The organism is Rathayibacter sp. VKM Ac-2801 (assembly GCF_009834245.1).
In the GTDB taxonomy this organism is placed as follows: Bacteria; Actinomycetota; Actinomycetes; order Actinomycetales; family Microbacteriaceae; genus Rathayibacter.
The window spans coordinates 1,849,906-1,864,750 of record NZ_CP047183.1; the positions used below are offsets into that span (position 1 = coordinate 1,849,906).

Consider the following 14,845-nt stretch of genomic DNA (forward strand, 5'->3'; position numbering starts at 1 on the left):
AGAATCGACGCGGCCGGCGGGCGACTCGCCCCGGAGCCCCCATCCAGGCACCATCACCACCGACACGGTGCCGCCCATAGCGAACCGGAGCATCATGACCCTCGCCGACCGCCTCCCCGCGAAGCCCGCCCTCGAGGGCCTGGAGGGCACGTGGGGCCTCCGCTGGCAGACCGACGGGACCTATCGGTTCGACCGCACCGGCCTGACCCGCGCCGACGTCTACTCGATCGACACCCCGCCGCCCACCGCGTCCGGGTCGCTGCACATCGGGCACGTCTTCTCCTACACGCACACCGACGTCGTCGCGCGATTCCAGCGGATGCATGGCAAGAGCGTCTTCTACCCGATGGGCTGGGACGACAACGGCCTGCCGACCGAGCGCCGCGTGCAGAACTACTACGGGGTTCGCTGCGACCCGACGCTCCCCTACGAGCCCGGCTTCACCCCTCCGTTCGAGGGCGGCGACAACAAGAGCAGCAAGGCCGCCGACCAGAAGCCGATCTCGCGCCGCAACTTCGTCGAGCTGTGCGAGCGCCTCACCGTCGAGGACGAGAAGCAGTTCGAGGACGTGTGGCGGGCGCTGGGCCTGTCCGTCGACTGGTCGCAGAGCTACCGCACCATCGGCGACGAGTCGCAGGCCGCCTCGCAGCGCGCCTTCCTCCGCAACCTCGCCCGCGGCGAGGCGTACCAGGCGCAGGCCCCGACCCTCTGGGACATCACCTTCCGGACCGCCGTCGCCCAGGCGGAGCTCGAGGACAAGGACCAGCCCGGCGCCTACCACCGCCTCGGCTTCCACCGCGACGGCGGCGAGGACGTCTTCATCGAGACGACCCGTCCCGAGCTGCTGCCGGCCTGCGTCGCCCTCGTCGCGCACCCCGACGACGAGCGCTACCAGGCGCTGTTCGGCTCCACCGTTCGCACGCCGCTCTTCGACGTCGAGGTCCCGGTGCTCGCGCACCACCTGGCGCAGAAGGACAAGGGCTCGGGCATCGCGATGATCTGCACCTTCGGCGACATCACGGACGTGGTCTGGTGGCGCGAGCTCGACCTGCCCAACCGCGCGATCATCGGCTTCGACGGCCGCCTGATCTCGGACGCGCCCGCCGCGATCACGAGCGACGCGGGCCGCACCGCGTACGAGCAGCTCGCCGGCAAGACCGTCTTCTCGGCGAAGCAGGCCGTCGTGGCGCTGCTGAAGGAGTCCGGCGAGATGATCGGCGACCCGCGCCCCATCACGCACCAGGTCAAGTTCTTCGAGAAGGGCGACAAGCCGCTCGAGATCGTGTCGACGCGCCAGTGGTACATCGGCAACGGCGCTCGCGACGCGGTGCTCAAGGAGCGCCTGCTGGAGCTCGGCCGCGACGTGCGCTTCGTGCCGGAGTTCATGCGCGTCCGCTACGAGAACTGGGTGAACGGCCTCTCCGGCGACTGGCTGATCTCGCGTCAGCGCTTCTTCGGCGTGCCGATCCCGGTCTGGTACCCGCTCGACGGCGACGGCAACCCCGTCTTCGACTCCCCGATCGTGCCCGACGAGGCGGCGCTGCCGGTGGACCCCTCCAGCGACCCCGCCCCCGGCTACTCGGAGGACCAGCGCGGAGCGGCGGGCGGCTTCCAGGGCGAGCTCGACGTGATGGACACCTGGGCGACCTCCTCGCTGACCCCGCAGCTCGCGGGCGGCTGGGAGCGGGACGACGAGCTCTGGCAGCTGGTCGCTCCCTACGACCTGCGCCCGCAGGGCCAGGACATCATCCGCACCTGGCTCTTCTCGACCCTCCTGCGCTCCCAGCTCGAGGACGGCCGCGCCCCGTGGAGCACGGCGACCGTCTCCGGCTTCATCGTCGACCCCGACCGCAAGAAGATGTCCAAGTCGAAGGGCAACGTGGTCACTCCGGCCGCGATGCTCGAGCAGCACGGCTCGGACGCGGTCCGCTACTGGGCCGCCTCCTCGCGCCTGGGCACCGACGCGGCCTTCGACCCGCAGAACCCGACGCAGATCAAGATCGGCCGCCGACTGGCGATCAAGATCCTCAACGCGGCGAAGTTCATCCACGGCTTCCCGCTCGCCGAGGGCGCCGAGGTCACCGACCCGCTCGACCTCAGCATGCTGGCCACCCTCGACACCGTGGTCGCCGACGCGACGACGGCGCTCGAGAACTACGACCACGCCCGCGCCCTCGAGACGACGGAGGCGTTCTTCTGGACGTTCTGCGACGACTACCTGGAGCTGGTGAAGGAGCGCGTGTACAGCGAGGACGGAGCATCCGCCGCGGCCGCGCTGCACCGGGCGCTCGACGTCCTCCAGCGCCTCTTCGCGCCGTTCCTGCCGTTCGCGACGGAGGAGACCTGGTCGTGGTCGCACGACGACTCGGTGCACCTGCGCCCCTGGCCGGCCGTCGAGGGCCTGGGCGGCGACCCCGCGGTCCTGTCCGCGGCGAGCTCCGTCCTCACGGCGATCCGGCGCGCGAAGACCGACGCGAAGGCGTCGCAGAAGACGCCGGCCCGCTCCGCCGTGGTGACGGCGCCCGCCGAGCTCGCCGCGTCGCTCCGGCTCGCCGCGGGCGACCTCGCGGCCGTCGGCAGGATCGCGGCGCTCGACTTCGCCGAGGGCGACGCCCTCGCCGTGAGCATCGAGCTCGAGACCGAGGCGTAGAGCCGCTCCCGGGAGGCGGGAACCGTCCCGCCTCCCTCCCCACCGTCGAGAGGACCCCTCCCATGCAGCTCGGAACCCGCTGGGCGGTCGGCCAGGTGCCGCCGCAGACCCTCCCCGAGATCGTCGTGACCGCGATCGGCGACGTCGAGGGCGAGCTCGCCGCGACCGGCACGGCGACCGCGGACTGGCGCTGGACGCTCACCTGGCTGGAGGGGAAGCCCGTCCTCGAGCTCGACGACGGCACCACGATCACCTACCGTCCCGACGAGGACGCCGCCTACATCACACAGCCGCAGGGCCGGGTGGAGGGCGAGGACGACGACGACTGGGGCTGACGCCCCTCACGCGGCGCAGTCGCCGAGCCCGGTGATCCAGGAGCGCGGTGCGCGTCCCGCGATCCTGAGCCGTAACCCTCTCCCCCGCCCGCGCTTTAGGCTCGCAGGATGAGCGCTCCCGATCCCGTCGCCGTCCTGCTCGAGCCGAGCGGACTCCCCCACGGGCTCCCCGACTTCGCCGCCGTCGATCCCCGGGCCTACCGCCCGGCCTTCTTCGAGGCCCTCCGCCGGCACCGCGCCGAGATCGACGCGATCGCCGGCGCCTCCGAGCCGCCGACCGTCGAGAACACCCTCGTCGCCCTCGAGCGGGCGGGCCGCGAGCTGCGCCGGGTGAGCGCCGTCTTCTTCACCGTCGCCGCCTCCGACCGCACTCCGCTCACCGACGCTCTCGAGGCCGAGCTCGCTCCGCTGCTCTCCGCCCACAGCGACGCGATCAGCCTCGACCCGCGCCTGTTCGCCCGGCTCCGCACCCTCGCCGAGCAGTCGACGGAGCTCGACCTCGACGCCGAGACGGCCTACCTCCTCGAGCGGAGGATCACCGGGTTCGAGCGCTCCGGTGCGCTCCTCGACGACGCGGGGAAGGCTCGGCTCGGCGAGCTGAACGAGCAGCTCTCGACGCTGACCACGCGCTTCGAGAAGGACCTGCTCGCCGAGTCGAACGACCGGGCCGTCCTCCTCGACGACGTCGCCGCCCTCGACGGGCTCGACGAGTCCGACGTCTCGGCCGCCGCGCGCGCCGCCGCCGACCGCGGCGTCGACGGCTGGCTGATCACCCTGCCCCTCTACTCCGGCCACCCCTGGCTCGCGCGTCTGCGCGACCGCGGCGTCCGCGAGCGCGTGCTGCGCGCGTCCACCGGCCGCGGTGCGGAGGGCGGAGCGCACGACACCACCGCGACCCTGCAGGAGATCGTCGCGCTGAGGGCCGAGCGCGCAGCCCTGCTGGGTGCAGCCACGCACGCCGAGTTCGTGATCTCGGGTCAGACAGCGGGCTCGCCGGAGCGCGTCCTGTCGCTGCTGCACGAGCTCGCCGCTCCGGCCGCCCGGAACGCGAGGATCGAGGTCGAGCGGATGCAGGCCTCCGCCGACGCCGAGCAGGACGCCGCCGGATCACCGCGCTTCACGATCGAGGCGTGGGACCGCGCCTACTACGAGGAGCGCGTGCGGTCGGAGAGCTACTCCGTCGACTCCAGCGCTCTCCGTCCCTACTTCGAGCTGGAGCGGGTGCTCCGGTACGGCGTCTTCGCCGCCGCCACCGGTCTCTACGGCGTCCGCTTCTCGGAGCGGAGCGACCTGGCCGGCTACAGCGAGCACGTGCGCGTGTTCGAGGTGCAGGAGGAGGACGGGACGCCGCTGGGCCTGTTCCTGCTCGACCCCTTCACCCGCGACTCGAAGCGCGGCGGGGCGTGGATGAACTCCCTCTCCAGCCGCACCTCGCTGCTCGGCGACTCCGCCGTCGTCGTGAACAACTTGAACCTCTCGGTTCCGGGCCCGGGTGAGCCCGCCCTTCTCAGCCTCGACGAGGTGGAGACGCTCTTCCACGAGTTCGGGCACGCCCTGCACGGCCTGTTCGCGAGCACGCGCTACCCGCGCTTCGCCGGAACCGCGGTGTTCCGCGACTTCGTCGAGTTCCCGAGCCAGGTGAACGAGACATGGGTCCGCCGCCCCGAGCTCCTCGCCGACTACGCCCGCCACGTCGAGACCGGCGAGGCCCTGCCCGCGGGGACCGTCGAGCGCCTCGAGGCGTCCGCGCTGTGGGGCGAGGGCTTCGCGACCAGCGAGTACCTGGCGTCCGCCCTGCTCGACCTCGCCTGGCACTCCCTACCGGCTCCGGTCGAGCCGCGCGACGCGGCCGCCTTCGAGCGCGACGCTCTCGACGCCGCAGGTCTTCTCCTCCCCGCCGTGCCGCCCCGCTACCGCAGCACGTACTTCGCGCACGTCTTCTCCGGCGGCTACTCCGCCGGCTACTACTCCTACATCTGGAGCGAGATCCTCGACGCGGACACGGTCGAGTGGTTCGAGGAGAACGGCGGCCTCGACCGCTCTGCGGGCGAGCGCTTCCGCCGCGGGGTGCTCGAGCTCGGCGGCTCCCGCGATCCGCTCGACGCCTACCGCGCGTTCCGCGGGCGGGATGCGCGGACCGAGCCGCTGCTCGCGCGCCGCGGCCTCCTCTAGCGGCGCCGGGGGACGAGCCAGGCGAGGAGGACGAGCCCCACGACCAGGCCCCAGAAGGCCGAGCCGATCCCTGCGATGGTCGTGCCGGAGGCGGTGACCAGGAGCGTCGCCGCCGCCGGCAGTCGCAGCCGCGCGTCCTCCACGGCGGCCTGCACAGCCGAGACGAACACGCCCAGCAGCGCCAGCCCGGCGACCGCCTCGATCAGCAGCGGGCTCGCGGAGGACACCAGTGCGGCGGCCGCCCCGGCGAACACGCCCAGCACGAGGTAGGAGGCGCCCGCCGAGACAGAGGCGATCCAGCGCTGCTCCGGCCGCGGCGAGGCCTCGGGACCCGCGGTCAGCGCGGCGCTGAGCGCGGCGTAGTTGATCGGCACTCCGCCGAAGACCGCGGAGATCCCGGAGAGAGCACCCGTCGAGACGATCCCGGGACGCGAGTGCGCCGCGAAGCCGAAGCTCGACAGCACCGCGATGCCCGGGATGTTCTGCCCCGCCATTGTCACGACGTAGAGCGGCAGGCCGATCCCGACCATCGCTCCGATCTCGAACACGGGCGCGACGACCTGCGGCACGGGGAGCAGCGGAGCACCGGCGAGTGCCGCGCCGTCCGTCACGACCAGCAGCACGATCGCCAGGGCGATCGCGGCCGGCACCGCCCAGCGGGGCAGGAGCCGCAGGAGCAGCAGCCAGAGCAGGATCACCGGCAGCGCGAGCGCGGGGATCTCGACGGCCGCGCGCACCGGCGCCAGGACGAGCGGGAACAGGATGCCCGCGAGCATGGCGTTCGCGAGCGGCCGCGGGATGCGCGCGACGAGCCTCCCGAGCGCCGGCCACAGCCCGGTGACCACCAGCAGAGCGGAGGCGACCAGGAACGCCCCGACCGCGCGGTCGAAGCCGCCGGGGAGCGTCGCGGTCGCGGCCAGCAGGGCTGCGCCCGGCGTGCTCCAGGCGAAGGTCATCGGCACGCGGTAGCGGATGCTCAGCGCGATGCAGAGGACGCCCTGCAACACGCAGACCGCGAGGAGGCCCGAGGCGGCCTGCGCGTCCGTGGCGCCCACCGCGACCACTCCGGCGAGCACGATCGCGAACGAGCTCGAGAAGCCGGTGAGGGCGGCGACGATCCCGGCGAGCAGCGGCTGGACGATGGCGGAGCCTCCCGGAGGATCGACCGGCGCCCGAGGCGGCCGGACGCACCGTCGGCGCGCTCGGCCAGGTTAGGGAAGCCGGAGCGGCTCACCCGACGAACCAACGGGCCAATCCCGGTGAACTGGCGCGGCGGACGGGGAGCGCCTAAGCGCTCTTCTCCTGGCGACGGGGGGCGTGGGGCACGATCGTCGGGGCCGCGTTGTCGAGCACCGCCGCCCGGGTGACGACGACGCGCGCCACCTCGTCCGAGGAGGGCACCTCGAACATGATCGGGCCGAGCACCTCCTCGAGGATCGCGCGCAGTCCGCGGGCACCGGTCTGACGCAGGACCGCCAGGTCCGCGATGGCCTCGAGAGCGCCCCGGTCGAACTCGAGCTCGACGCCGTCGATCTCGAACATCCGCTGGTACTGCTTCACGAGAGCGTTGCGCGGCTCGGTGAGGATCTGCATGAGCGCGTGCTGGTCGAGCTGCGTGACCGTCGTGACGACGGGGAGGCGCCCGATGAACTCGGGGATCAGCCCGAACTTGTGCAGGTCCTCGGGGAGGACCTCGCTGAAGATGTTGATCTCGTCTTCCTTGTTGTGCAGCGGGGCGCCGAAGCCGATGCCGCGCTTGCCCGCTCGCGACGAGATGATGTCCTCGAGTCCGGCGAAGGCGCCGGCGACGATGAAGAGGACGTTCGTCGTGTCGATCTGGATGAACTCCTGGTGCGGGTGCTTCCGCCCGCCCTGCGGCGGCACGGAGGCGACGGTGCCCTCGAGGATCTTGAGCAGCGCCTGCTGCACTCCCTCGCCCGAGACGTCGCGCGTGATCGAGGGGTTCTCGGCCTTCCGCGCGATCTTGTCGACCTCGTCGATGTAGATGATGCCGGTCTCGGCCCGCTTGACGTCGTAGTCGGCGGCCTGGATCAGCTTGAGCAGGATGTTCTCCACGTCCTCGCCGACGTAGCCCGCCTCGGTGAGGGCGGTGGCGTCCGCGACCGCGAAGGGCACGTTGAGGCGCTTCGCGAGGGTCTGGGCGAGGTAGGTCTTCCCGCAGCCGGTGGGGCCGATGAGCAGGATGTTGCTCTTGGCGATCTCGACCTCGTCGTGGATCGCGTCGGCGGCGGTGATGGTGTTGCGGGCGCGCACGCGCTTGTAGTGGTTGTACACGGCGACGGCGAGGGCCTTCTTGGCCTGCTCCTGCCCGATCACGTACTCCTCGAGGAAGCCGAAGATCTCCTTCGGCTTCGGGAGGTCGAACTCGTGGCTCGTCTCCTCGCTCGACTCGGAGAGGCGCTCCTCGATGATCTCGTTGCAGAGCTCGACGCACTCGTCGCAGATGTAGACGCCCGGTCCCGCGATGAGCTGCTGGACCTGCTTCTGGCTCTTGCCGCAGAAGGAGCACTTCAGCAGGTCGGCGCTTTCGCCAATACGTGCCACGGGGATGCCCCACTTCCTTGTCGTGCGTCTGTCGTGCGTCGGTCGGGTCGTGCTCCGGAGCCCGGGGGTCCGGCGAGTGCGAGCGGGACGAGCCCCCTGGCACTGCTCCGAGCCTAGCCGCTGAGCCGCGGGGGCTCGGCAGGCGGGCCGGATTCGCCGTGCCTTGCGCCTCGTGTGGCGCTTTGCTACGGCGACGGAGGACGCGGAAAGGGGCCGGGCGGCGGATCGCTCCGCCGCCCGGCCCCTCCTGGGCGCCCTACGCCGTGAGAGCCGGGAGGCTCTTGCGGCTGGTGAGCACCTGGTCGATCAGCCCGTACTCGAGCGCGTCGCTCGCGCCGAGGATCTTGTCGCGGTCGATGTCCTTCTTGACCTGCTCGATCGAGCGGTTCGAGTGGTGCGACAGCGTCTCCTCGAGCCACTCGCGCATGCGCATGATCTCGGCGGCCTGGATCTCGATGTCCGAGGCCTGGCCTCCGCCCTGCTGCACGGCGGGCTGGTGGATGAGGATGCGCGCGTTCGGCAGCGCGAGGCGCTTGCCGGGCGTTCCCGCGGCGGTGAGCACGGCGGCGGCCGAGGCGGCCTGGCCGAGCACGACCGTCTGGATGTGCGGGCGGATGTACTGCATCGTGTCGTAGATCGCCGTCATCGCGGTGAAGGATCCACCGGGCGAGTTGATGTACATGACGATGTCGCGGTCCGGGTCCTGGCTCTCGAGCACGAGGAGCTGGGCCATGATGTCGTCCGCGGAGGCGTCGTCGACCTGGACTCCGAGGAAGATGATGCGGTCCTCGAAGAGCTTGGCGTACGGGTCCTGGCGCTTGTAGCCGTAGGCCGTGCGCTCCTCGAAGGTGGGGAGGATGTAGCGCGAGGACGGTGCGGCTCCGGAGCCGAACGCCGTTCCGCCGAAGGTGGGTGTGGTCATTGTCTGTTCCTGATCTCTCGGCGCGTTCGCTGGACTACTCGTCGATGGCGGTTCCGCCACCGCCGGCCACGTCGGTCGCCGACGAGCGGATGTGGTCGACGAAGCCGTAGGCCAGGGCCTCCTCGGCGCTGAACCAGCGGTCGCGGTCGCCGTCCTCGTTGACCTGCTCGACGGTCTTGCCGGTCGCCTTGGCGGTGATCTCGGCGAGGCGCTTCTTCATGTCGAGGATGAGCTGCGCCTGGGTCTGGATGTCGGAGGCCGTGCCGCCGAAGCCGCCGTGCGGCTGGTGGAGGAGCACCCGCGCGTTCGGGGTGATGTAGCGCTTGCCCTGGGTTCCGGCGGTGAGGAGCAGCTGGCCCATGGAGGCCGCCATCCCGATGCCCACGGTCACGATGTCGTTCGGGACGAACTGCATCGTGTCGTAGATCGCCATGCCCGCGGTGATGGAGCCGCCGGGCGAGTTGATGTAGAGGTAGATGTCCCGCTCGGAGTCCTCGGCTGCCAGGAGCAGGAGCTTCGCGGCGATCTCGTTCGCGTTCTCGTCGCGCACCTCGGAACCGAGCCAGATGATCCGGTCCTTGAGCAGGCGGTCGAAAACACTGTTGGGCATAACCATGTCGGCCATGTATTGCTCCGTTTCAGTTGTCGCTTCGGAGGCGAATCTATCGGACGCCGCCGGGCCGATCCGGCCGTGTTCGCCCGGGGCGGAGCGGGAGTCCCCCGTGTTCGCCCGGGGCGGACCGGAGCCCTGCAACGACAGGAGCCGCCCTCCGACGGATCGGGGGGCGGCTCCTGACGTGCTCGCGGTGACTACTCCGCGGCGGGGGTCTCCTCGGCGGGAGCGGCGGCCTTCTTCTTGGCCGGCGCGCGCTTCTTCTTGGGGGCCGGGGCGGGCTCCTCCTCGGCGGCGGGCTCCTCGGCGGCGGACTCCGCGGAGACCTCGGCGTCGGCGGCGGCCCGGGCCTCCTCCGCGACCTCGGTCTCGTCCGAGGCGACGGCCTCGTCGGAGGCCTCGACGGCCTCGTCGTCACCGGGGACCGCGGTGAACGCGGTCAGGTCGACGGCGTTGCCCTCGGTGTCGGTGACCTTCGCCTTGCCCAGGACGATCGCGAGCGCCTTGTTGCGGGCGACCTCGCCGACCATCTGGCCGATCTGGTTGTTCTCGGACAGGATCTTGATGAACTCGTTCGGCTCCATGCCGTACTGCGCCGCACCCTGGATGAGGTACTGCGTGAGCTCGTCCTGGCTGACCTGGACCTTCTCCTGCTCGACGACGTGGTCGAGGAGGATCTGGGTCTTGAAGGTCTTCTCGCTGGCCTCCTTGACCTCGGCGCGGTGCTCGTCGTCCTCGAGGCGGTTCTCGCCCTCGAGGTGGCGGTGCACCTCGTCCTCGACGAGACCGGCGGGCACGGGGACCTCGACGAGGGCGAGCAGCGCCTCGACGAGCTTCTCGCGGGCCTCGCCGCCCTGGCCGAAGGTCTTCTGCTGAGCGGCCTGCTCCTTGAGCGACTCGCGCAGCTCGGCGATGGTGTCGAACTCGCTGGCGATCTGCGCGAAGTCGTCGTCGGCGTCGGGGAGCTCGCGCTCCTTGACGGCGGTGAGGGCGACGGCGATCTCGGCCTGCTCGCCGGCGTGGTCGCCGCCGAGAAGCGGAGCGGTGAACGTGGTGCTCTCGCCCGCGGTGAGCGAGTCCAGCGCCTCGTCGATGCCCTCGATCAGCTCGCCCGAGCCCAGCTCGTAGGAGATGGCGTTGGCGGTGTCGACCTCGACGCCGTCGATGGAGGCGACGAGGTCGATCTGCGCGAAGTCGCCGGTCTTCGCCGGGCGGTCCACGGTGACCAGGGTGCCGAAGCGGCTGCGGAGCTTGTCCAGCTCGGCCTCGACGTCGGCGTCGGTGACCTCGGCCGCCTCGACGGTGAGCTCGATGCCGTCGTAGTCCGGGACGGTGATCTCGGGGCGCACGTCGACCTCGATGGCGAGCTCGAGGTCGCCGGTGAAGTCCTTGTCGCTCGGCCAGGCGACGATGTCGGCCTGCGGGCGGCCCAGGGGGCGCACCTCGGTCTCGCGGACGGCCTCGCGGTAGAAGCCGTCGAGGCCCTCGTTGACCGCGTGCTCGAGCACCGCGGCCTTGCCGACGCGCTGGTCGACGATGGCGGGCGGGACCTTGCCCTTGCGGAAGCCGGGGACGTTGATCTGCTCGGCGATGTGGCCGTACGCGTGCGTGATGCTGGGGCCGAGCTCGTCCGGGGTGACCGAAATCGCGAGCTTCACGCGGGTCGGGCTCAGCTGTTCTACCGTGGTCTTCACGTGAGGGGATCTCCTGTGCTGGTTGGTGTCGGCGCCGGATGACGGTCGTCACGGGTCGATGTCGTCACGATGAGTACTCGTGGTCGGGGCGACAGGATTCGAACCTGCGACCTCCCGCTCCCAAAGCGGGCGCTCTAGCCAAGCTGAGCTACGCCCCGGATGCGCGGGCCTGGGCACCGTGCGTGAGACTCTCGTCGAGCCGTCCCCGCACGTGCGCTTGCGCGACACGCCGAAATGGCCTTCGCAAGTGTACTGCACCGCGGCAGCGACGACCGGAACCGCGCGGCGGGGGCCGACCGGGGTGTCCACGGTGCTCGCGCGATGTACTACGCTGTCCTGGTGCCCGGTCGACAGACCCGGCATCACCGGTTCGCAGCCGTCAGGCAGCCGATCCGGGGCTGTAGCTTAGTGGTAAAGCCTCTGTCTTCCAAACAGATGATGCGAGTTCGATTCTCGTCAGCCCCTCTCCTTCTCGAAGAGCCCCGGATGTCCGGGGCTCTTCGTCGTTCCGGGACGTTCCCCGGCGTGCTCAGCCGACCGCGCCGCGATGCTCCTCCGTCAGGGCGAGGTACGAGGCGGCGTTGCGGCGGATGCCCTCGCGCTCCTCCTCCGTCAGCTCCCGCCGGACCCTCCCGGGGACGCCGGCCACCAGCGAGCCCGGCGGGACGACCGTCCCCTCGAGGACGACGGCGCCCGCAGCGACGAGCGAGCCGGTGCCGATCACGGCCCCGTTCAGGACGGTCGCGCTCATGCCGACCAGCACGTCGTCCTCGAGAGTGCAGCCGTGCAGCACGGCGTTGTGGCCGACCGAGACGCGGGCGCCGATGACGGCGTCGTAGTCGGCGTCGACGTGGACGACGACGCCGTCCTGGAGGTTGCTGCCGGCACCGAGCTCGATCCGCGCGTGCTCGGCGCGCAGGACGGCGCCGTACCAGACGCTGGCCCGCTCCCCCACTCTCACGGAGCCGACCACGGTGGCGCCCGGAGCGACCCAGGCGGTGTCGGCGATCTCCGGGGCGCGTCCCCCGGTCAGGGCGAGGACGCGGGCGCCCTCCGCAGGACTCGACGGCATCGGGTGCTCCTCTTCTCCGGTGGTCAGCGCCCGGCGCGCAGGAAGGCGAGCACGGCCAGCACCCGCCGGTGATCGGAGCCCGAGTCCTCGAGCCCGAGCTTCTGGAAGATCGCGGTCACGTTCTTCTCCACGGCGCCCACCCCGACGAAGAGAGCAGAGGCGATGCCCGCGTTGGTGCGCCCCTGGGCCATCTGCTCCAGCACCTCACGCTCCCGCGGGGTCAGCGAGGCGAGCGGGTCGCGGTTGCGCTGCAGGAGCGAGGCGACGACCTGCGGGTCGAGGACGGTGCCGCCCGCCGCGACGCGCTCGACGGCGTCGCGCAGCTCCTCCACGGAGGCGACCCTGTCCTTCAGCAGGTAGCCGAGTCCTCCGTCGCCGGAGCCGAGCAGCTCCTGCGCGTAGGTGACCTCGACGTACTGGCTGAGCAGAAGGACCGAGACGCGCGGGTGGCGGCGGCGGATGTCCAGCGCCGCGCGGACCCCCTCGTCGCGGAAGGTCGGCGGCATCCGGACGTCGAGCACAGCGACGTCGACCGCGGCGGGGTCCCGCGCCAGATCGGCGAGCAGGGAGTCCGCGTCCCCGAAGGCTCCGACGGAGGCGAACCCGGCGTCCTCGAAGAGGCGGACCAGGCCCTCGCGCAGGAGGACCGAGTCCTCGGCGATGGCGACGCGGATCACGGGCACGCCCTCAGGATAGGACGGCCGGGCGGTACGGGACGTGCACCCCGACCGTGGTCGGCCCGCCGATCGGCGACTCCACGCTCAGGATCCCGCGCAGGCCCCGGACGCGGCCGCCCACCCCCTCGAGACCGTGACCGGCGACCGGCGATGCTCCGCCGACTCCGTCGTCGACCACCCAGGCGTCGAGCCAGCGCTCCCCCGGAGTGCCGGAGTCGCGGGTGTCGAGGTGCACCCGCACCGATCGGGCGCGGGAGTGCTTGGAGGCGTTGGCGAGCAGCTCGGCGACGACGAAGTAGACGCTGCGCTCGACCTCGGGCGGGACGTCCGCCACGGGGTGCTCGGTGAGGACCTCGACCGGCACGGGGCTGAGCTCGGCGAGCGAGTGCACCGCCGCCTCGAAGCCCCGGTCCTGCAGGATCGGCGGCGCCACTCCGCGGGAGAGGGCTCGCAGCTCGTCGAGTGCGGCCCGGACGTGCTCGCGCGCCTCGTCCACCAGTCGGGCGGCGGACTCGGGGTCGGCGTCGAGCCGGTTGCGCGCCGAGGCGAGGTCCATCTGGACCCGGATCAGGCGCTGCTGCGGGCCGTCGTGGATGTCGCGCTCGAGCCGGCGCAGCGCGCGGTCCTCGGCGGCGACGGCCGCGCCGCGGGAGGCGCTCAGCTCGGCGACCTCGCGCTGGAGCGCCTCCGACTCCCACGGGCCGAGCAGGAGCCGGTCGACCAGCCAGTGGAGGAGGGAGAGACCGCGGGTGGCGAACGGCAGGGTCGAGACGAAGAGGACCGTCGTGGCGACCGTCGCCGCGGCGACCAGTCCCGCCGGCGGCTGCGGGGCGCCCACTAGAGCGGCTCCGTTCTCGGCCAGGAGCCGGGCCGGACCGGGGGCGCCCGTGAGCGCGGCGGCCACCGTGCCCGGGCCCGCCCAGGTCCACAGCGCGAGGAGCAGGCCGGACAGCACCGCGAGCACCGGAGCCACGACGAGCGTGTGCAGGAGAGCGAGCCAGTAGTGGCCGTCGATCACCGGACCGTAGAGGGCGAAGGTCGCTGGAGTGACGGAGGAGGGCGGTCGCCGCCACTGCGGCCGGGGGACGGCGGGGCGTCCGGCCAGCACGTCGAGGCCGACGGCCGCCCGAGAGAAGAAGCGCGCCGTGTAGAGAGCGGCGGGAAGGAACACCAGGCCGATCAGGACTCCGACGAGCCCGAGCCCGACGGCCAGCGCGACGCCGGAGCAGAAGGCGCCGAGGAGCGCGACCGGGATCGCGGCCACCAGCGCGAGCACCTCCCGGGGCAGTCCGCACCAGAGCCGGAGGTAGGCGCGCGAGGCCTCGCCGAGGGCCGTCGATGCTCCGCTCATCCGCGCCTCCCGTCCGCTCCCGCCGCCGCGGCGACCGGGTCGAGCGTACCGGCGGCACGGCTCCGGGCACCCGGGGGGAAGCCCCCGTGACAGCACTCCGCGACCGAGGTGAGCCTGTCCTTCGCCCGATTGAGCCGAGCCTGCGCTTCCTTGCGACGCCGCGGGATCTGCGTACTGTTGACGATCAGTCACCCCCTCTCGAAAGGACCAGACGATGTCCACCACGTCCGTCACGTCGCTCACCTCGTCGAACCCGGATGTCGCATCCGGAGTCGCCCAGTTCCTCAGCCCCGTCGTCGTCGAGATGACCGCGCTCGCCGTCAACGGCAAGCAGGCGCACTGGCACGTCCGCGGCGCCAACTTCATCGGCGTCCACGAGCTCCTCGACGCGATCGTCGGCCGCGCCATCGAGTGGGCGGACCTCGCCGCGGAGCGCGTCGTCGCCCTCGGCCTCCCGGTCGACGCCCGCATCCAGACCGTCGCCTCGGCGACGCTGTCCGAGCCCCTCACCCCCGGCTTCCAGCGCTCCGAGAACGCGATCGTCGAGATCATCCGCCAGATGGACGTCGCCATCGCGACCGTCAACACGGCGATCGCGGAGCTCGCCGAGATCGACGCGAGCAGCCAGGACGTCGCGATCGAGATCGGCCGCGGCCTCGAGAAGGACCGCTGGTTCCTCTTCGCCCACGTCAGCGAGAGCTGAGCACCACGCCTCGACCGGCCCGCGGATCCTCGGACCCGCGGGCCGTCGTCGTCGCCAAACCCGTCCGCGCGATCAGGAGCATCCTGCGCGA

The 14,845-nt window shown here is 71.7% G+C and carries 12 protein-coding genes and 2 tRNA genes; 5 read left to right on the forward strand and 9 right to left on the reverse strand.

The features are described 5' to 3' along the window. Window positions 1-94: 94 nt before the first annotated feature. From valS to GSU45_RS08500, 3 genes are all read left to right on the forward strand, one after another. Window positions 95-2,650: a valine--tRNA ligase gene (gene valS / locus GSU45_RS08490; RefSeq protein WP_159914225.1), complete on the forward strand. Its 2,556-nt coding sequence runs from the start codon at window positions 95-97 to the stop codon at window positions 2,648-2,650. Window positions 2,651-2,712: 62 nt separating this feature from the next. Next, the gene (locus GSU45_RS08495; protein WP_159914227.1) at window positions 2,713-2,985 is read left to right on the forward strand and encodes a hypothetical protein; all 273 of its coding nucleotides are present in this window, start codon (window positions 2,713-2,715) and stop codon (window positions 2,983-2,985) included. Between the two features lie 108 nt (window positions 2,986-3,093). Then, entirely contained in the window at window positions 3,094-5,157 is a 2,064-nt protein-coding gene (locus GSU45_RS08500; RefSeq protein WP_159914229.1) for a M3 family metallopeptidase, read from the forward strand. Here GSU45_RS08500 and GSU45_RS08505 read toward each other — a convergent pair. The 6 genes from GSU45_RS08505 to GSU45_RS08530 form a co-directional block, all read right to left on the reverse strand. Next, a complete protein-coding gene (locus GSU45_RS08505) occupies window positions 5,154-6,299 on the reverse strand; it encodes a benzoate/H(+) symporter BenE family transporter (RefSeq protein WP_159916983.1) in 1,146 nt (381 codons plus the stop codon). The genes GSU45_RS08500 and GSU45_RS08505 overlap by 4 nt on opposite strands. Before the next feature lie 145 nt (window positions 6,300-6,444). Then, the gene (clpX, locus tag GSU45_RS08510; protein WP_159914231.1) at window positions 6,445-7,722 is read right to left on the reverse strand and encodes an ATP-dependent Clp protease ATP-binding subunit ClpX; all 1,278 of its coding nucleotides are present in this window, start codon (window positions 7,720-7,722) and stop codon (window positions 6,445-6,447) included. Between the two features lie 256 nt (window positions 7,723-7,978). Continuing rightward, window positions 7,979-8,644 (reverse strand): ATP-dependent Clp protease proteolytic subunit, encoded by a 666-nt coding sequence (locus GSU45_RS08515; protein WP_068253282.1) that lies wholly within the window; start codon window positions 8,642-8,644, stop codon window positions 7,979-7,981. Window positions 8,645-8,678: 34 nt separating this feature from the next. Then, window positions 8,679-9,269, reverse strand: coding sequence for an ATP-dependent Clp protease proteolytic subunit (locus GSU45_RS08520; protein WP_097165884.1), 591 nt, complete (start codon window positions 9,267-9,269; stop codon window positions 8,679-8,681). A 185-nt stretch (window positions 9,270-9,454) separates the two neighbouring features. After that, on the reverse strand, window positions 9,455-10,951 hold the full coding sequence (gene tig, locus GSU45_RS08525) for a trigger factor (RefSeq protein WP_159914233.1): 1,497 nt from the start codon (window positions 10,949-10,951) through the stop codon (window positions 9,455-9,457). A gap of 80 nt (window positions 10,952-11,031) precedes the next feature. After that, a tRNA-Pro gene (locus GSU45_RS08530) sits at window positions 11,032-11,109 on the reverse strand. Window positions 11,110-11,345: 236 nt separating this feature from the next. On the opposite strand from GSU45_RS08530, the gene GSU45_RS08535 reads away from it, so the two are divergent. Next, a tRNA-Gly gene (locus GSU45_RS08535) sits at window positions 11,346-11,416 on the forward strand. A 64-nt stretch (window positions 11,417-11,480) separates the two neighbouring features. On the opposite strand, the gene GSU45_RS08540 is transcribed toward GSU45_RS08535, so the two are convergent. Genes GSU45_RS08540 through GSU45_RS08550 form a run of 3 tightly spaced genes read right to left on the reverse strand, consistent with a single transcriptional unit; the run spans window position 11,481 to window position 14,051 of the window. Further along, window positions 11,481-12,023: a gamma carbonic anhydrase family protein gene (locus GSU45_RS08540; RefSeq protein ID WP_159914235.1), complete on the reverse strand. Its 543-nt coding sequence runs from the start codon at window positions 12,021-12,023 to the stop codon at window positions 11,481-11,483. A gap of 23 nt (window positions 12,024-12,046) precedes the next feature. Then, on the reverse strand, window positions 12,047-12,706 hold the full coding sequence (locus GSU45_RS08545) for a response regulator transcription factor (RefSeq protein WP_159914237.1): 660 nt from the start codon (window positions 12,704-12,706) through the stop codon (window positions 12,047-12,049). A 4-nt stretch (window positions 12,707-12,710) separates the two neighbouring features. Further along, on the reverse strand, window positions 12,711-14,051 hold the full coding sequence (locus GSU45_RS08550) for a histidine kinase (RefSeq protein WP_159914239.1): 1,341 nt from the start codon (window positions 14,049-14,051) through the stop codon (window positions 12,711-12,713). A 214-nt stretch (window positions 14,052-14,265) separates the two neighbouring features. Between GSU45_RS08550 and GSU45_RS08555 the strand changes: the two genes are divergently transcribed. Further along, window positions 14,266-14,754 (forward strand): DNA starvation/stationary phase protection protein, encoded by a 489-nt coding sequence (locus tag GSU45_RS08555; RefSeq protein ID WP_159914241.1) that lies wholly within the window; start codon window positions 14,266-14,268, stop codon window positions 14,752-14,754. The last annotated feature ends 91 nt before the right edge of the window (window positions 14,755-14,845 follow it).